Here is a 17,735-nt window from a genome sequence, read left to right as displayed (position 1 = left end):
CCCCATGAGGCCCGAATGCCGAGCCCCCCGATGCGCCCCCTACTTCGCCTTCGCAAAGCAAAGAGCGATCCTGAGGCCGGGGCCATGGCCGTCCTCGGTGACGCCGGGGCCGTCGTCCAGGGTGAGGTCGGCGCCGTGGACCTCGGCGATGGCCTGCACCAGCGACAGGCCGAGCCCCACGCCCGGGAGGGAGCGGCTTTTCTCAAGCCGCGCAAAGCGTTCCAGCACACGCTCGCGCTCGTCCACTGGAATGCCGGGGCCGGTGTCGGTGACGGAGATCTCGATGCGGGCTTCGCTGGTGATGCGCCCGCGCAGCACCACCGCGCCACCCGCCGGCGTATATTTCACGGCGTTGTCGAGGAGATTGGCGATCGCCTGAGCGATCAGCTCGCGGTCGCCCAAAAGCGTCAGGCCCGGCGGGCAGTCGCAAGCGAACTCGGTGCCGTCCTCCTCGCACAACGGCTCATAAAGCTCGGCGACGTCGGCCACGAGGTTTGACAGATCAAGCGTCTCAAACGCCTGGCGCCGCTCCCCGGTCTGAAGCCGGGAGAGCGACATCACCGCGTTGAAGGTCTTTAAAAGCTCATCCACATCGGAGACGGCTTGGGAAAGCGCAGCCTCGCGCGCCTCAATATCGCCGTCCTCGACAATGGCCGCTTCAAGGCGTCCGCGCATGCGCGTCAGCGGCAGGCGCAGATCGTGGGCGATGGAATCGCCCGCCGAGCGCATGCGGTGCATGAGCCGCTCCAGCCGATCCAGCATGGCGTTGAAATTGGATGAGAGATCGTCAAGCTCGTCGCCGGAGAAGGTGCGCGGCGCGCGGGTGTCCAGGCGTCCGGACATGACCGCGCGCGAGGCGGTGTTGATGGCTTCCAGGCGCCGCGCGAACCGGCGCGACACCACCGAGCCGGAGACAAGGCCCAGCGCGAGGGCGACTGCGGAGGCGATGAGCACCGCGTTCAGGGTCTCTCCGACAAAGCGGGACTCCTCCTCCACGTCGATGCCGACAAAGAGCTTCTGCCCCGTGGCCAGATTAACGATGCGCCCACGCGCGTCGCGTCCGTCCTCGCTGGCCTGGACGCCATCGGCGGGGGCGCGGTCATAGACGAAGCGCACCCGGCCTTCCGCGTCCGGCGCCGCAGCGGGCAGCCCGGAGATATTGCCCGAGATGCGCCGGCCTTCGTCACCCAGCAAAAGATAGAGAAACTCGCCGCCGCCCACCGAGCGCTGCACGATGTAGCGGTTGGCCGCTTCGGCGCCGCCGGCGTCAAAACGCGCCTCGATGCGGGCGATCTCTTCGGAAATCGCGGCGTCGGCCCGGCGCATGGCCGCGCCCACCGAGGCGGCGTAGACCAGCGCCAGGATCACGAAGCTGGACAGCGCAAACAGCCCGGCGCTTAGAAGCGTCAGCCTGAACGCGGTGGTCCGCATGAAGGCCGGCATGCGCCGGCGCACGCTGTGTTCGGCGGTCACATCAGCCTCGCAGCTTTACGCCTGGAGACGATAACCCGCTCCGCGCACGGTGTGCAGCATGGTTGATCCGAAGGGCTTGTCGATCTTGGAGCGCAGCCTGGAGATATGCACATCGATGACGTTGGTCTGGGGGTCGAAATGATAGTCCCAGACCTTCTCCAGCAGCATGGTGCGCGTCACCACCTGACCGGCGTGACGCATGAGAAATTCCAGCAGGCGGAACTCGCGCGGCTGCAGGAGGATCGCCTCCTCGCCGCGGCGCACGGTGCGCGCCAGCAGGTCCATTTCCAGATCGCCCACCGAGAGCCTCGTCTTGGCGGAGTCCGGATCGCGCCGGCGCGCCAGCGCGTCAACACGGGCGAGCAGTTCGGACGGTGCATAAGGTTTGACCAGATAATCGTCGCCGCCGGCTTTGAGGCCTTCGACCCGGTCATCCACCTCGCCCATGGCCGAGAGCACCAGGGCCGGCGTCTTGTCGCCTTCCCCGCGCAGTTCGGAGATCATGGAGAGGCCGTCTCGTTTCGGCATCATCCGGTCGACGATCAGCACGTCGAAGGCGCCTTCTCGGGCCATGGCCAGGCCGTCATCACCGTCATGGGCGCAATCGACCACATGGCCGTTCTCACGCAGCATCTTGGCGATATTCTTGGCGACCTCGCGATCGTCTTCAACGATGAGAACGCGCATTGCGTTCAGCCTCCCCTGCAAGATCATCAAAAGCGTGAGGGCGCGCCGACTCCCGTCCGGCGCGCCCACCCCGCCCTACTCTTCTCTGTCGAGCTCCAGGGCGACATAGCGCCCCTGCCCGCCTTGGGTGCGCACATAGACCAGCACCGCTGCGCGGCCGCGCTCGCGCGCATCCTCCACAGCGGAGCGGAAGTCCTCGATGCTCGTCACATCGCTGCCCACCGCCTCCACGATCGCGTCGCCCGGGCGCAGGCCCTTTTCGGCGGCTTCCGATTGCGGCTCGACTTCGACGACCACCAGACCGCGCTGGCCTAGCTCGAGGCGCTCACGGGTCTCATCGTCGGGCGCTTCCAGAGTCATGCCGAACATCTGCATCTGGCCAGGCTCAAGGGCCGGACCGGTCGGCTGCATCTCGTCCTCACCGGGACGCTCGGCGAGCTCGACCTGCAAGGTGCGCTCGCGGCCGTCGCGTAGAACGGTGAAACGCACCTGCTCGCCCGGCGCAACGGCGCCGACGCGGCGGGTGAGTTCACGGGCGCTGTCCACGGCGCGGCCGTTGATCTGGGTGACGATGTCGCCGTTTTCAAAGCCGCCGGCGGCGGCCGGAGTGCCGGCGATCACCTGGTTGATCAGCACGCCCTCGACGTCCGCATCAAGGCCCATGGCCTCTTTCAGGTCGTCGGTAAGATCGGACGGGGCGATCCCCAGATAGCCGCGGCGCACCTGGCCGTTATCAATGAGCTGGTCGATCACCTGGGCGGCCAGATCGGAGGGGATCGCAAAGCCGATGCCCACATTGCCGCCGGTGGGCGAGATGATGGCCGAGTTCACGCCCACCACATTGCCGTTGAGGTCAAAGGTCGGCCCGCCCGAATTGCCGCGATTGATGGGCGCATCGATCTGCAGGAAGTCGGTATAGGCCTGCTGCGGTCCCATCTGGCGGCCGGACGCCGAGACGATGCCCGCCGTCGCCGTGCCGCCCAGACCGAAGGGATTGCCCACCGCAACGACCCAGTCGCCGACGCGAATGTCGAGATCGCGGTCAAGCTCCACGAAGTCAAAGGGCGCCCCGTCCTCGGTCACGCGCAGGAGCGCAAGATCGGTCGGGACATCCGTGCCCACCACTTCAGCGGCGAGGCTGCGGCCGTCGGCCAGACCCACCGATATCTCGTCCGCGCCTTCGATCACATGGTTGTTGGTGACCACATAGCCGTCAGCTGAGATAAAGAAGCCCGAGCCCTGGCTGCGGCGCGGACGCGGGGCCTGCTGGCCCGGCAGCCCGCCGAAGCGCTCAAAGAACTCGCGAAACTGCGGCGGCATCTGGCTCAGGTCCGGCATTTCGGAGGCTTGAGTCGAACCGCGCGCCTCGATGGAGACCACGGCCGGGCTCACCCGGTCGATCAGGTCTGCAAAGCTCATGGGCGCGCTGTTGGGCGCGGCGTAGGCGTAGGGGCCGGCGGCGCCCTGCTGGTCCTGGGCTGAAGCGGGCAGGCCCGCCAGCGCGGCGCAGAGAACGGCGGCGGGGAGTATCAAACGCTGTTTGAGGGTCATGCGTGTGTTGCGATCCTTATCGCTGCGTGGGGAGACGCGGGAAAACCCGGCGGCCCCGATGGAGTGAGTCATGATGGATGTCGGATCACGGCCATATTACCGCAAGCTTACGCTTCCGTAATGTGCACCTTCGGCCCGTCAGGGCAACGCCGCGCGTGGGGCGCCGGTTTCCGTACACGTCAGCCCCGGGTGTCGGTCTCGATCGTGGAGCTGCGCTCCAGTGTCTTGTGAACCGGGCATTTATTGGCGATTTCCAGGATCTTCACCTGCATCGCCTCGCTCTGGGGCGTCTCCACATGGATGGTGCGTTTGAAGATGTCGCGGCTCGCCTTCGCTGCGCTGTCGGCGTCGCGCGCATGGGTGACCCGCGTGGTGATGCGGCCGAACTCATAACCCTTGAAGTTGGCGTACATTCGCAGCGTCATCGTGGTGCAGGCCGCCAGCGACGCGCACAGGAGCTGATAGGGGTGCGGTCCGCCGTCCAGCCCCTTCTGCTCTTCGGGCTCATCGACAATGAAGCTGTGGCTGCCCGCCCGCGCCCAGCTATGAAATCCGCCAAGTCCGGTCTCGGAGACGGTGGCGCAGCGATCGCCGGCGAAGTCTGGCGGCTCGGGAAGCGTGAGGGTGTGGGCATAGCGCCTGGCCCAGGCGCCGATCATGTCGGCGGCGAAATAGGCGTCCTCAGCCCTCGAGAGCAGGTGATCGGCCGTGTCCAGGCTGACGAAGCTCTTGGGGTGCATCGCGTCGACGAACAGCCGCGTGGCGTTGTCGATCCCCACCGTCTCGTCCAGCGGCGAATGGCAGATCAAGAGCGCGGCTTTCAGCGTGTGGACGATCTCGTCCAGCGAATGGCCTTCGATATCGTCGAGAAACTGCTTCTTGATGGTGAAGGGGCGCCCGGCGAGCTTCACCCGCGCCAGGCCCTCTGTCTCGATCTCGTCCACGTGGTCGATGAATTGATGGCGCACATGGGCGGCGTCCGCCGGCGCGCCGATAGTGGCCACCGCCTTCACCGAGGCGATCTGGGGCGCCGCCGCGATCACCGCCGCCCCGCCCAGCGAATGACCCACCAGGAGGCCTGGGCCTTCATGGTTCGTCCCCAGCCACTCGGCGGCTTTGACCAGGTCATGCACGTTGGAGCTGAAATTGGTGTTGGAGAAATCGCCTTCGGACTGCCCCAGCCCGGTGAAATCAAAGCGCAGCACCGCAAAGCCGTGCTCGGTCAGGCGGCGCGAGATCCGCTGGGCGGCGTGAACGTCCTTGGAGCAGGAGAAGCAATGGGCGAACAGCGCCCAGCCCAGAGGCGGCCCGTTGGGGCGCTCAAGCCGCGCGGCCAGCCGGTCGCCGGAGGCGCCGTCAAACTCGACTTTTTCGGTGATCGCCATGACCCGCCCTCGCGTGCTGTGAACACCGAAGACCCTAGGCCCGGTGAGCGCGCTTAGGAAGTCACGGGCCCGTGTCCGCTCATATACGAGTTCGGCTTAACCGATCAGACGCCGCGCTTCTTGCGCATGGTCGCAAACAAGAGCGCCCCGCCCAGGATCAGGAAGATCAGCGGCGCGATCCAGAGGGGCGCGGAGCGGGCGTCAAAGCTGGGACGCATGAGCACTTCATGGCCGAAGCGCTCCACCAGGGACTGGCGCACCTCGCCGTCCGCGGCGCCCTGGGCCACCTGCTCGCGGACATAGCGGCGCATGTCCAGCGCCATGCCGGCGTTGGAGTCCATGATCGACTCGCCCGCACACACCATGCAACGGATCTCGCGCATCAGATCCTGGGCGCGCGCCTCATCTTCCGGCGGCAGGGCCGGGCCTGTCTCCGGCGCCGTCTGAACAGCCAGCGCGAGGGCGATCAGAAAGACCTTCATTCAGCCGGTTCCACCCGTGCCGCGACGGGGCTCGCCCCGCGCACCGGGGCATTGGCGCGCACGCGCCCGGTAAGCGCCAGGCCGCCGCCCGCCACGATGAACAGGGCGCCCAGGCCCAGCGCCCAGACAAGCGGGTGATACTGGGCGCGGATCTGGAAGGCGGTGCTTCCGTCGTCGCGCAAGCGCGCCTCGCCCACAGACACGTAGAGATCGCCGCTGATGCGCGATTTCAGCGCCACTTCACGCGTGGTCTGGTCGGCGGCCGGATAGTAGCGCCGCTCCGGCGCCATGGTCCCCGAGCTGTCTCCAGAGACCGTGATCTCGGCCCTGTCGGCCATGTAGTTGGGACCATCGGCCCGGCTCACATTCTCCAGCGTCAGGGTCCGTCCGGCGACATCCAGGCTTTCGCCAATGGCCAGCGTCGTCTCGATATTGGGCGGACGCGACGCGTCGGCCGCAGCGCCCAGTGCAATCAGGCCGACCCCGGCATGGGCGAGCGCGCGTCCGGTGGCGGCGAAGCGCGCCCCGCGGGCCTTGGCTGCCGGCAATGCGTTGAGCGCGTCCATCACGGCGCCGGAAATAGCCCAGACGCCCACCGCGCCGCCGATCACCGCCAGCACCGGCGCGCCCACATAGATGAGCACGCCGCCCACCGCGGCCACCGGGACCAGCAGGAGGGCGGCCTTCATCTGGTGAAGCCCGGGCCGCGCCCCGCCATTGGCCCAGGGCAGGAAGGGCGCAAGCGGCATCATCAACACCGCGGCCAGCAGCAGCGGATTGACCGAAAGATTGAAATACGTCGCCCCCACCGACGGTGTCGGCAGATTCAGCGCCTCATAGATAAGCGGCAAAAGCGTGCCCACCAGCACCACCCCGGCCGAGGCCGCCAGCAGAAGATTATTGGCGCCGATGAACGCTTCCCGGCTGGTCGGCTCGAACCCGTCGCCCTCGCCCAGCGTATGAGCGCGCGTCGCAAACAGCAGGAAGCCGGCCACCGAGGAGACCCCCAGCATGCCCAGGATCAACACCCCGCGCTCAGGATCGAGCGCGAAGGCGTGCACGCTGGTCAGAACGCCCGAGCGCACCAGGAAGGCGCCGAGGATGGACAGGATGTAGGCGAGGAGCGCCAGGAACACCGTCCAGCCGGGAAACGCGCCGCGCTTCTCCGTGGCGATGGCCGAGTGGACCAGCGCCGCGCCCAGGAGCCAGGGCAGGAAGCTGGCGTTCTCAACCGGATCCCAGAACCACCAGCCGCCCCAGCCGAGCTCGTAATAGGCCCACCAGGCCCCCAGCGCGATGCCGGCGGTGAGGCTGGTCCAGGCGCCCAGCGCCCAGGGCCGCAACGCCCCGGCAAGCTCGCGGCCGCCGGATTTCTGCACAAGGCCCGCCGCCGCGATGGCGAAGGCGGTGGAGAGCCCGACATAGCCGACATAGAGCATGGGCGGATGGATCACGAGGGCGGGATCCTGAAGCAGCGGATTGAGGTCCGAGCCCTGGATCGGAACCGGAAAAACACGCTCGAACGGGTTCGAAGCAAAGGCCAGGAACGCAAAGAACAGCGTCTGCAGCAGGCCCTGAAAACTCACCGAGCGGCTGCGCAGGGCGGCGTCGCGCGGACCGATCATGGCCAGGCCCAGGCCGAACAGCGCCAGAATCCAGCACCACAGCAGCATGGAGCCTTCGTGGCCGCCCCAGGCGCCGGCGATCTTGTAGGGCAGCGGCTTGTCCACATGGGAGTTGGCCGCGACATAGGCGATGGAGAAATCAGAGCGGATGAAGCTGGCTATCAGCAGGAGAAACGCAGCCCCGGCCGCCAGAACGGCGATCTCGGTGGCCGCCCGGCCCGCCGCGGCGGCGGGACCGCGCCCGCCCTGGTCGGCGCCGCGCCAGGCCAGCACGGTCTGCACGACGCTGGCGATGAACGCCAGTGCGATCAGAAATCGTCCGATCTCAGCAATCATCTAGCGGCTCCCCGCCCCGACCGGACGCGCCGCGCCGGGACCTGCGGTCTCGCCATAGCCATCGCCGTCCTGCCAGTGCCCGCTTTCGCGAAGCGCTGCAGCGACTTCAGGCGGCATGTAGGTTTCGTCGTGCTTGGCCAGCACGCTGGTGGCGGCGAAAACCCCGGTCTCGGCGAAGGCGCCCTCGGCCACGATGCCCTGCCCCTCGCGGAACAAATCAGGCAGTCCGCCTTCAAAACTGACCCGGATTTCTCCGGCGCCGTCGGTGACGGTGAAGTCGGCGCCGCCAGACCCGTGACGCTGCACGGAGCCGTCCACGACCAGCCCGCCGACCCGCACGCGGCGGCCGGGCTCGGGCGGGCTCTCGGCCACCATGGCGGGCGAATAGAAGAACACCATGGCGTCGCGCATGGCGGTCATGGCCAGCGCGCCGGCGGCGACCAGAACGCCCCCTGCGGCGGCGATGATGAAGAGGCGGCGGCGGGCTTTTCTCACGCGTCGGTCTCCTGAACGGTCAAGGCGCTCTCAACGGCGGCGATCATGGCGAGCTTGCCGGGCTCTTCGGCGAAAACCTCCCGGGCCCGCGCCAGCACGATATGCGCTTCTTCGAGTTCGTTCTGCATCATGCGCGCGCGCACCAGCGAAAGCCAACCGGACAAATCGTCCGGGTCTTCGTCAAGGCGCGCCTGAAGCCCGTCCACCATGGAGGCGATCATCTCGTCCACATCGGCGCCGTCGCGCGCAGCCTCGGCGAAGGGCGCCGCGCCGTCTGCATCCGGTCCGCCGCGCGGGCGCGACAATAGGTCGGCGGCGCGCGCCGCGATCGCCTGACGGAAGGGATTTTCCGGATCAAGCCGGGCGAGGATATCGGCCCAGGCCTGCGCCGCCGCGGCGCGGTCGCCGCTTTCATAGGCGGCGACGCCCAGAAGGAAGGCCGGCTCGGGCAGGCTGGGATCCAGAGCGATGGCGCGGTTGAACGCCTGGCGCGCCTGAATCGTCACCTCGTCATTGAGATTGACCAGCGCCTGACCCAGCTCCGACCAGCGCCGCGCCGTTTCCTCGACGCGCACGGCGCGCTCCAGCAAGCCGACGCCCTCCAGCGCCCGGTCGGTGCGCGCCAGATAGCGGCCCAGCAGGGTGAGCGCCTCGGCGTCGCGCGGGTTATCGCGCAGGGCCGCGCGCAGCACTTCTTCCTGTTCGATGGGCGACAGCGTCATGGGATCGGCGTTGCGCAGCCGCTCGGCGAGCTCGGCGTAGGGCGCGCTCGGCGTCGTGGGTTCGCCGTTGACCAGATAGGCGCCCAGCGCGCCCACGGCCACAAGCCCGGCGCAGGCCAGCCCCGCCAGCCGCGCGGGGCGCGCCTTCAGCCCGGAAAAAGGCCGCGCAATGTAAAGCGCGGCCAGCGCGCCAAGCACGCCGCAGATGAGAACCACGACGATCATGCGCCGGCCTTTGAAAAACTGAGGAGGAGATTATTGGCCGGCATCTCGATATCCCCGGCGGGCTGGAACCCGCATTGCGCCGCCAGCTGGTCGATATCGGCGCGCTGGCGCACGCCCCAGCGCGGATCACGGCGCTTGAGGTCGGCGTCGAAAGCCAGATTGGACGGCGCGCTCGCCTCCTGGTCCAGGAACGGCCCGTAAAGATGGATCGCGCCGCCCGGCTTCAGCAGTGACGCAGCGCCGGAAAACAATCCCTCCGCCGCACTCCACGGCGCGATATGGATCATGTTGGCGCAAAACACTGCGTCGACGCGGTCCAGGGCGTCCGCCCAGCCGGAGACGGCGGCGTCGATGGTCAGGCACGCGCTGATGCGCCCGTCCGCCTCCGCCGCCCACGAATCGGCGCTGGCCCGCGAGGCGGGATCGGGATCGCTGGGCGTCCAGAAGAGGTCCGGCCTCGCGGCGACGCAAGCCAGGGCGTGCTCGCCGGTGCCCGAGGCGATCTCCAGGACACGGGCGCGTTCTGGCAATAGTCCCGCCAGCGCCTGCGCGATGGAGGCCTTGTTGCGCCCGGCGCTGGGCGAAGACAGGCGCGCGGCGTCCGCAATCCGATCTTCCAGGGCGATGGGGTTGGCTTCGCGGTTCGACATGGAGCCTAGATAGGCGTTCGCACCGGTCTTTTGAAGGAAATTAGGCGGCGCACGCTGCGGCGGTACGGCGCAGCAGCACGCCGGCCGCCTCGGTCTCCCCGGCCGCCCGCATCAGGGCGGCGATCTGTACGGCGCGCGCCTGGACCTCCTCGCGCCCGCCGGACGCACCGCTGCGCAGGCTCTCCAGCAGGCGCTGACCCGCATCTTCAAGGCGTTCAATGATGTCCTTCATCACCGCCGCATGGGCGCTTCCCACCGCCGCGCGGCCGGCGTCGTCCCGGCTGAGATAGAGGAACAGGCAGAGCGCTTCGGCGCGCTCGGTAAGGTCCTCGCCGTCCCTGCGCCCGGCCCGGCGCTGTGAGGAGCCGCCTTCCGGCGCAGCGCGGGCGACCATGTCGCGGGCGACGTCATGGATCGCGCTCATCTGCTCGCTGGCGCGCGCTCTCAGGGCGTAGACACGCTTGCCCCAGGGGCCGTCCTTGCGAATGCCGATCTCGCGGGTCATGCCCACCGTGATCGCGGAAAAGGCCGCCAGCGCTTCTGCGGCGTCCACCGCCGCCTCACGGGCCGCGGGCGGCGTCGAAAAACGCTTCAGGTGGAACTCGGCGTCGGCCAGAAGCGCCTCGCCGATATGGGCCATGTCGGTCTGGGAGACCAGCAGATCATCGCCGCGCCGGGCGATCCGCTCGAACACGCGCAAGAGCCGCCAGGGATGCTGAAACCGGCTCATGATCAAAAACAAGGTCCAGACCCCGGCGTCGGGATCGGCCTCGGCGGCCGCTTCATACCGGTCGCGAATCTGGGCGGCGAGGGAGTCGGTCATCTCCACGATCTCGGCGGGAAGCCCGGCCACCGCCTTGCGCAGCACCGGCGCAGAGCGCAGCAGCGACACCGCGTGGTCGACATCCTCGAAATGGCTCACATCCAGACGCACTTTGAGACGCTTCAGGGCGCGCGGATCGTCCTTGGCCGCCTTGACGCCCGCCTCGATCGCGTCAGCGGCGCGCCGGCGCAGGGCATCCAGGCTTCCGTCCGGCGCCGCGCTAAGATTTTGCATGACCACGGCGCGCACGGCCTTTGGAAGCTCGGGATCGAGGTCGTCTTCGAGCCAGCTCCAGAGGTCTTTGAGGAGCCTCGCCGGGGCGTAACTTCGAGACGGCGGATCAACGCCCGGCTCCCCGGACACCGCCTTGAGCGGCAGAAAGAAGCGCGCGCGAATCGCGTCTGCAGGCTCGCTGGAGCAAAACTCCAGCACGCGGCCAAGCCCCGGATCGGCCTGGGACGCCATCTGGCACAGACGCGCGGCCCGATCGCCTTTGAGCGAGCTCAGCAGAAGACGCAGCTTGCCTATCTTGGCGTCGGGCAGCGATGCCATGACCATGGACCCCAAACACGTGATTCAAGGGTGGATGATATATCCTTAACGCCGCGTTTCTGATGCGCCGACCCCGGCCAGACGCGGCAGCACGAGGCGCGCACGCAATCCCCCGCCCTTGGCCTCGCCCAGTTCCAGCGCGCCCTCGTAGGCCCGCGCCAGATCATTGACGATCGAAAGCCCCAGCCCGGTTCCCGGCGCCTGTTCATCCAGCCTTACGCCGCGCGCCAGAACCGCCTTGCGTTCCGCTTCGCTCAAGCCCGGCCCGTCATCGCTCACCACGATCTCCAGGCGCGCATCCTCCAGCGCGGCGGCCGACACGGTGACGCGCGCCGCCGCCCATTTGCAGGCGTTGTCCATGAGATTGCCCGCCAGATCCTCAAGGTCCTGGCGCTCGCCGCGGAACACCAGGCCGGGCGGGCAGCGCCAGTCCAGCTCGACGCCGCGGCGGGCGTAGATCTTCTTCAGCGTGCGCCCCAGATCGTTCAGCACGTCAGACACCGGCGTGCGCGCGCCGATCGCCTTGGCGTTGGCGGCGGCCCGGGCGCGGCGCAGATGGTGCTCCACCTGATCCGACATCAGGCGGGTCTGGCGAGTCACCAGATCGGCGAGCGGCCCATCCGACCCGCGCGCCTCGTTGCCCAGCACAGTGATGGGCGTTTTCAGCGCATGGGCGAGATTGCCCACATGGGTGCGCGCCCGCTCAACGACCTCGCGTGAATGGTCGAGCAGGGCGTTCAGCTCGCCGGCCAGAGCAATGAGCTCGCCCGGATAACTTCCGGTGATGCGGCCCTCCTCGCCGTCGCGCACGGCGGCCACCGCCCGTCCCATGCGCAGCACCGGGGACAGCCCGATGCGCACCGCGGCGTAGACACCGGCCAGCAGAAGCAGCGCAAACGCAGCGAACAGGCCGGCGAAGATCGCCGCGAACCGGTTCACCCGCCGGTCCGCCGGCCGCCGGTCTTCGGCGGCGGCGAACACGAACATGTCCGGCGAGCCCTCCACCATGAGCGCGCGCACGCGCATGCGCAGGCGCTCGCCGTCGGCGCCGGTGATCTCGCCGGTGAGCGCGGCGCCGGGTTCGGCCAGCGCGCCCGCGCGCAGGCGATCCGGCACGGTGAGCGTCTCATCGGCCAGTGAGGCGGAGGTCAGGGTTTCAAGCGTGGCGTCGCCAGTGATCCGGCTGATCTGCCAGTAGCGGCCGGAGAACGCCTGACGATAGCTCGGATCGGTGGGCCGCTGGCTCAGCTCAAGGCCGGTCTCGGCCAGATCCAGCTGGGCGATCAGCGACTCGGTCACCCGGGCCAGCCGGTCGTCGAGATCATTCAGAACGGTCTGGCGAAAAAGGGCGGTGAGTGCGATGGCGCCGGCCACCAGCAGCACCAGCGCCCAGCCGAGCGAAACCAGCACCAGCCGGGCGGCCAGCGAGCCTTCGCGTTTCAGTCCCTGCTCGTCGTGTGCTGTCGTCACCCTGTCTTCGCGTCCACCCGTCCTGCATCCGGATCCACAAGACGATAGCCCAGCCCCCGCACGGTTTCGATCCGCTCAGAGCCGATTTTCTTCCGCAGGCGCCCGACGAAGACTTCGATCGTATTGGAATCCCGATCAAAATCCTGATCGTAGATATGCTCGACAAGCTCGGTGCGTGAGATCACGCGGTCCCTGTGGTGCATGAGATAGCTCAGCATTCGAAATTCATGGCTGGTCAGCTTGATCAGCTGATCGCCCAGGAAAACGCGCGCGCCGCGCGTATCCAGTGACAGCTTGCCGCTCTCCAGCGTCGAGGAGGCGTGTCCCGCCGCGCGCCGGGTCAGCGCACGCAGGCGGGCCAGCAATTCCTCTGGATGGAAGGGCTTGGTGAGATAATCGTCGGCGCCCGCGTCAAAGCCGGCGACTTTCTCGCTCCAGCGGTCGCGGGCGGTGAGGATGATCACCGGGGTGGTGATTCCCTTGGCGCGCCAGCGTTCCAGAACGCTCACACCGTCCAGCTTTGGCAGGCCCAGGTCCAGAACGATGGCGTCATAGGGTTCGGTCTCGCCCAGATGACAGCCGTCTTCGCCGTCATGGGCGGTGTCCACCGCATATCCGGAATGATCCAGCACGTCGGCCAGCTGCCGGTTCAGGTCGGGATCGTCTTCAATGATCAAGGCGCGCATGGAGCGGTCTCCTCGTATCCTCAGAGTATTCGGCCGGTGCGCGCATCCACGCGCACGTCGAACCTGCGGCCGTCTTCAATCATGCGGACGGCGTAAAACGGCTGTCCCCCGTCCACGAAACGCACGTCCAGCACGCTGGCGCGCGGATAGGCTCGCTCGGCGATGTTGCGCGCTTCGCGCGCGCTGATCTCGGCCTGCCAGCCGGAAGCGGCGGTCTGGTCGCCGACCGCGTGGGCGGCGCCCACGGGCGCGGCGCCGGCCAGCGCCAGAGCGCAAAGAGGAAGGGCGAGCAATCTCATCATCATGGCGCTGATCCTAGCTGATCGGTCTGAACCCGTCCTGAACGTCGCACGCGACTTCCATTCAGGATCGGCGCCAACCGGTCACGCCTTGAAGCGCTTTCGCGGATCATAGTCGGACGGCGGGGTCCACGTCTCGATGAAGGTCTCCAGCGATGGATCATTGAGCGGCACGTCCACCACCAGCTTGATGATCTGATCACCGCGCCCCGTCCCTGCGGCGCGCGGCGCGCCCTTGCCGCGCAAACGCAGCTGGGAGCCTGAATTGGCGCCCGCCGGAACGCGCACCTCCACCGGGCCGTCCACGGTGGGCGCCCGCACGGCGCCGCCGAACAGCGCCTCTTTCAGGGAGATCGGCAGGTCCAGGCGGATATCGTCGCCATCGCGGCGAAACCAGTCATGGGCACTCACGCGCACCTCGATGAGCACGTCGCCGGCCGGACCGCCCCGGCCGCCGGGCTCGCCCTGACCGCGCAGGCGCAGAACTTTTCCGCTCTCCACGCCCGCCGGGATCGCCACATCCACCGCCCGGCCGCCGGACAGGCCGACCCGGCGTTTGGCGCCGCGCATGGCCTCTTCAAAGCTGACGGTGACAGCGGCCTTCAGGTCCGCGCCCTTGCTGGGGGGAAAGCCGCCGCCGCCCATTCCAGCCGGGCCTCCAGGACCGCCACGGGGCCGCCGTCCGCCGCCTTCTGAGAACAGGTCGGAGAAGAGGTCGGAAATGTCTTCAAACCGGCCCGACGGCCCACGCTGACCCGTCGATTCGCCTGGGCGGGAGCGATAATGAAACGGCGCGCGCTCATTTCCCTCAGCGTCAATTTCGCCCCGGTCGAACTTCGCTCGCTTTTCAGGGTCGGACAAAAGCTTGAACGCGCGGCCCACTTCCTTGAAGCGCTCCTCGGAGGGTTTGTCATCGGGGTGCGTGTCAGGGTGCAGCGCCTTGGCGAGCTTTCGATAGGCGCGCCTGATCTCGTCGGCCGTGGCCGAGCGGGAGACGCCGAGAATCGCATAAGGATCGGTCATGGGCCTGAACAGATAGCAGGGGTGCGCCTCACCTGCGAGCGCGGCCTTGCATATGGCCCTAAAGGCGCGACCTTAAAAGAGGGTCAGCCGTAAAGGGACGGATCCAGCGCTGCTTCAAGCTCGCCTCCCGGGCCGTAAGCGTCGCTGATCTGGGCGATCCGCACCGTGGCCGAGGCCAGGCCGCCGGGAAACAGCGCCGCCAGCTCGGCCGCGTCGAACGCGAGGTTCGGCTCGCCGGTCTCCACGACCGCACGCTGCGTTCCGTCATCGCATAGCTCCACGCGATAGAGCTCGCGCGCTTCGCTCATGGGGATCTCGCTCCGCACCCAGCTGTCGGCCTCGACCCGGTCGCGGCGGATCCAGCTGAGCGCCAGCCCGCCGTCCTCCTGACGCACCCGCAGATGCACCGGGCGCAGCGGCTTAAGATCCATGGGGTCATAGCGCGTGATAAGCTGGCGCGCGCCGCTGGCCGAGGCCGGCTCGCCCGGCCGGTGCGCCGAGGCGAACAGGTCCGCGCCGCGCTCCTCGCTCCTGACCGGAAGGACGGCGCCCGCCCCGTCCAGCAGAACGAATGCGGCGCCGGACGGCTTGGCGTTCGCCGGCGAGCCTCCAAGCCCGCGCAAAAGCCCTTTGAGGACATACGACCCATCGCCCTGCAGATCGGCGCCGGTGAAAGCGATCACCTCCCAGCCCGCCTCGCCCTCAATAGCGGCCAGCGCGTCGCCGGCAAGGGCCGCGAAGGGTGTCACGGCGGCCAGCGCGCCGTCATTCAGGCGCACCCGAATCCTGCCCGCCCGGTCCCAGCGGCCTTCTGCGCCCGGCGCCAGCTCCGCCTCCAGCACGCCGGTGAAGGCGGGCGCGTTGATCGTTGCACGTTCGCCCGCGCTCTGGGCGTCGGGGCCGGCCGACAGGGCCAGCGCGCCCGGCCAGGGCCGCGCCCAGCCCGCCGCCCAAAGGCCGCCGCGTGCGCCCGTCGCGTCTGCGCCGAGCGGCAGATCGAGAAGGCGCAGCAAGGGCCGCGAGGATACGCCGAGCGCTTCACCAGACCCCGGCTCCGGCCCGGCGCGCAGGACCGGTCCGGCCAGCGCCGGCGACAGATCGGCCCGGCGCACGGCGATCCCGTCCAGCGCCGCAATCCGCCAGATTCGGCCCTGCGGTCCGGCGTCCAGAACCACTGCGTCGCCGGGTTCCAGCGCCGCGCGTGAGGGCGGCAGCTTCAGCCGCACGCCGTCGCCGGCGAGCCGGGCGTTGGCCAGCAAGCCTTCAGCCCATTGGGCCGCGAGCGTGCGATCGGCCAGTACAGGCAGGTCCGCACTTACAACGCCGTTCTCCAGCGTATCCAGCCCGCGCGCGCTCACCTGGGCGGGCCGGTAATCGCCGTCATCGGCCACCACTGAAAGCCGCGCCTCCACCGCCCGCGCTTCGGCGGGGCTTCTACTGATCGCAATGCGGCCCTCGCCGTCATCCACCAGATCGGTTTCAGCCAGAGCAAGGGGCGAGCGCGCCGGCTGGCGCTGGATGCAGGCCGGACCGCCGGCGCGGTCGGCGACGTCAAAGCCGAACACCTCGCCCAGCCCGGCCAGCACGTCGCGGGCCTTCACCGGGCGATCGATGACGAAGCCGGACAGCACACCCTCCACCGCGCTGACATCCAGCTCGGCAAGCCCCGCGCGCCGGGCGATATCGGCGACCAGGGCGGCGAGTTCAGACTGTCCGGCCCGGCCGGTGAGCCAGTGCCCGCGCCGCCAGTTGGCGCCGTCGCTCCACACATCGGTGCGGGCGGGAAATTCGGGAAACGGTCGCGCGTCCCAGGTCCAGACATGGCAATGGGCGAGATCCAGCATGGGTCCGCCATAAACCCCGCTCAGCGGATTGCGCCCGGCGTCATCGCACCAGTAGCTCACCAGCGCCTCGATATAGCGGCGCTGGATCAGATCATCGCGGGCGCCGCTGGAGTGATAAGGCGCAAAGCTTTCAGAGCTTTTGGGATCGATAAAGACATTGGGCTGGTTCGCGCCTTTGTCCACGGCCGGGCAGCCCAGCTCCACAAGGCGCACCGGCTTGCTTTCGGGAACCCAGTTCGTGGCCGTCCCCTGTCGCACGCCCGCGATGCGGTCATGGTGCGCGCTCGCCCACCAGCGCTTCAGATCCTTGTAGCGATATACCCAAGGCTCGCCATAGGCGCCGTCGGTGATCGGCGTGCGCTCTTGAGCCTCGCGATCCTCGGGGCTGGCGTAATACCAGTCATACCCTTCTCCGCCCTCCACATTGGAAGCCAGATAGGCCGGGTCGTAAATCGACACCGCGCCGGCCAGGCGATCAAGATGCGCCTGCCCGTCACGCCAGTCGGAAAGCGGCGCGTACCAGTCAATGCCGACGAAATCGATTTTCATCGGCCCAGGCGGCGTGAAATTGCGGTCCGCGCAGCCCGTCCGGGTCTTCGGCGGAAAACGCATAGCCCACCGCGCCATTGGGCCAGACCAGCCGCTTTCTGGAGGCTTCATAGCGCGGTCGCCCCACCACGGCGTCCAGCGACAACAGACCCGATGGCCCGCCCAGCATCACCTCGCGCACATCGTTGAAAGTCGGCCCGATCAGCGCCACGCGCCGGGCGCCGGCGAGCACCTGGGTGTTCAGCCATTCCGCACCGGCGCGCGTCTTTCCTGCGCCCCGGCCGCCCAGAAACAGCCAAATCAGCCAGTCGCCGTCCGGGGCGAGCTGTTCAAGCCGTCCCGCCCTCAGCCAGGGATTCAGGCTCGCCAGCTCGGCCAGCTTTTGCGCCTGCGTCAGCCGGCGCACGAAGGGCCTCACGTCTTTCTCCTCTAATTTGCGCGAGCAGACGGCGTTCAAGTTCGGCTCCGGCGTCAAACGGCTCACCGCCACTCTCCTCGGCTTCCGCCGCAGCGGCGTTTTGGGGTTCTGACCAGTTTTCAAGAGCCCGGGCCGCGCGCACCAGCGCCACCAGCGCCTTGGCGCGGCGCTCGGCTTCAAGGGGGCTTCCAGCATCCAGCGCCGCCTCGGCGGCCATCAGGCGCCGGGCGAAGCGATGGCGCAGCCTTGCCGGCGCGTCGGGCGGAAACATCCGCTCCACCCACCGGCAGCGCTCGCGAACGTTGGACGGCGCGAGGCCATAGGCCAGCGCCAGATCCTCCGGCGTCTCGCCGATCCGCCATCGCTCATATAGCGCGGCCCAGTCCGCCTTGCGGGGACTGGGCCGCTGTTCATCTTTTATCTCGACCATGCCTGAAGAC

16 protein-coding genes and 1 pseudogene are annotated in these 17,735 nt (G+C 68.3%); all 17 read right to left on the bottom strand.

All coding sequences use genetic code 11. The annotated features are described in order from the left end of the window. Positions 1 to 39: 39 nt before the first annotated feature. Positions 40 to 1,473 carry a sensor histidine kinase gene (locus ACWCOP_RS03970; RefSeq protein ID WP_478249932.1) on the bottom strand — a complete coding sequence of 478 codons (1,434 nt, stop codon included), beginning with the start codon at positions 1,471 to 1,473 and terminating at the stop codon, positions 40 to 42. A 15-nt stretch (positions 1,474 to 1,488) separates the two neighbouring features. Beyond that, positions 1,489 to 2,160, bottom strand: a complete 672-nt coding sequence (locus ACWCOP_RS03965) for a response regulator transcription factor (RefSeq protein ID WP_478249931.1) — start codon at positions 2,158 to 2,160, stop codon at positions 1,489 to 1,491. Positions 2,161 to 2,235: 75 nt separating this feature from the next. Continuing rightward, positions 2,236 to 3,711, bottom strand: coding sequence for a Do family serine endopeptidase (locus ACWCOP_RS03960; protein WP_478249930.1), 1,476 nt, complete (start codon positions 3,709 to 3,711; stop codon positions 2,236 to 2,238). Between the two features lie 179 nt (positions 3,712 to 3,890). Then, complete coding sequence (locus tag ACWCOP_RS03955) at positions 3,891 to 5,096, bottom strand: bifunctional alpha/beta hydrolase/OsmC family protein (RefSeq protein WP_478249929.1); 1,206 nt, start codon at positions 5,094 to 5,096, stop codon at positions 3,891 to 3,893. Positions 5,097 to 5,200: 104 nt separating this feature from the next. After that, positions 5,201 to 5,578, bottom strand: coding sequence for a cytochrome c-type biogenesis protein (locus tag ACWCOP_RS03950; RefSeq protein WP_478249928.1), 378 nt, complete (start codon positions 5,576 to 5,578; stop codon positions 5,201 to 5,203). Next, a complete protein-coding gene (locus tag ACWCOP_RS03945) occupies positions 5,575 to 7,539 on the bottom strand; it encodes a heme lyase CcmF/NrfE family subunit (RefSeq protein ID WP_478249927.1) in 1,965 nt (654 codons plus the stop codon). Before ACWCOP_RS03945 ends, ACWCOP_RS03950 begins: the two co-directional genes overlap by 4 nt. Next, a complete protein-coding gene (gene ccmE, locus ACWCOP_RS03940; RefSeq protein WP_478249926.1) occupies positions 7,540 to 8,034 on the bottom strand; it encodes a cytochrome c maturation protein CcmE in 495 nt (164 codons plus the stop codon). Further along, on the bottom strand, positions 8,031 to 8,981 hold the full coding sequence (locus ACWCOP_RS03935) for a tetratricopeptide repeat protein (protein WP_478249925.1): 951 nt from the start codon (positions 8,979 to 8,981) through the stop codon (positions 8,031 to 8,033). Before ACWCOP_RS03935 ends, ccmE begins: the two co-directional genes overlap by 4 nt. After that, positions 8,978 to 9,631 (bottom strand): DUF938 domain-containing protein, encoded by a 654-nt coding sequence (locus ACWCOP_RS03930; protein ID WP_478249924.1) that lies wholly within the window; start codon positions 9,629 to 9,631, stop codon positions 8,978 to 8,980. The genes ACWCOP_RS03935 and ACWCOP_RS03930 overlap by 4 nt, the downstream gene beginning before the upstream one ends. Before the next feature lie 40 nt (positions 9,632 to 9,671). Continuing rightward, positions 9,672 to 11,012 (bottom strand): hypothetical protein, encoded by a 1,341-nt coding sequence (locus ACWCOP_RS03925; protein WP_478249923.1) that lies wholly within the window; start codon positions 11,010 to 11,012, stop codon positions 9,672 to 9,674. Positions 11,013 to 11,051: 39 nt separating this feature from the next. Further along, positions 11,052 to 12,476 (bottom strand): ATP-binding protein, encoded by a 1,425-nt coding sequence (locus tag ACWCOP_RS03920; RefSeq protein ID WP_478249922.1) that lies wholly within the window; start codon positions 12,474 to 12,476, stop codon positions 11,052 to 11,054. After that, on the bottom strand, positions 12,473 to 13,162 hold the full coding sequence (locus ACWCOP_RS03915; protein WP_478249921.1) for a response regulator transcription factor: 690 nt from the start codon (positions 13,160 to 13,162) through the stop codon (positions 12,473 to 12,475). Before ACWCOP_RS03915 ends, ACWCOP_RS03920 begins: the two co-directional genes overlap by 4 nt. 20 nt (positions 13,163 to 13,182) lie before the next feature. Continuing rightward, the gene (locus tag ACWCOP_RS03910; protein ID WP_478249920.1) at positions 13,183 to 13,467 is read right to left on the bottom strand and encodes a PepSY domain-containing protein; all 285 of its coding nucleotides are present in this window, start codon (positions 13,465 to 13,467) and stop codon (positions 13,183 to 13,185) included. 78 nt (positions 13,468 to 13,545) lie between these two features. Then, complete coding sequence (locus ACWCOP_RS03905) at positions 13,546 to 14,484, bottom strand: DnaJ C-terminal domain-containing protein (RefSeq protein ID WP_478249919.1); 939 nt, start codon at positions 14,482 to 14,484, stop codon at positions 13,546 to 13,548. Positions 14,485 to 14,567: 83 nt separating this feature from the next. Next, positions 14,568 to 16,871 carry a baseplate megatron protein TIM-barrel domain-containing protein gene (locus ACWCOP_RS03900; protein ID WP_478250649.1) on the bottom strand — a complete coding sequence of 768 codons (2,304 nt, stop codon included), beginning with the start codon at positions 16,869 to 16,871 and terminating at the stop codon, positions 14,568 to 14,570. A 1-nt stretch (position 16,872) separates the two neighbouring features. Further along, positions 16,873 to 17,256, bottom strand: a pseudogene (locus ACWCOP_RS03895) (terminase large subunit domain-containing protein); the annotation flags it as partial. Continuing rightward, the gene (locus ACWCOP_RS03890; protein WP_478249918.1) at positions 17,207 to 17,725 is read right to left on the bottom strand and encodes a hypothetical protein; all 519 of its coding nucleotides are present in this window, start codon (positions 17,723 to 17,725) and stop codon (positions 17,207 to 17,209) included. The gene ACWCOP_RS03890 and the pseudogene ACWCOP_RS03895, both read right to left, overlap by 50 nt. Positions 17,726 to 17,735: the final 10 nt, after the last annotated feature.

The organism is Apolloniradiicaulis salifontis, from assembly GCF_053756655.1.
The sequence above is the reverse complement of the archived record's forward strand: the minus strand, read 5'-3'. Positions and strand labels throughout refer to the sequence as shown.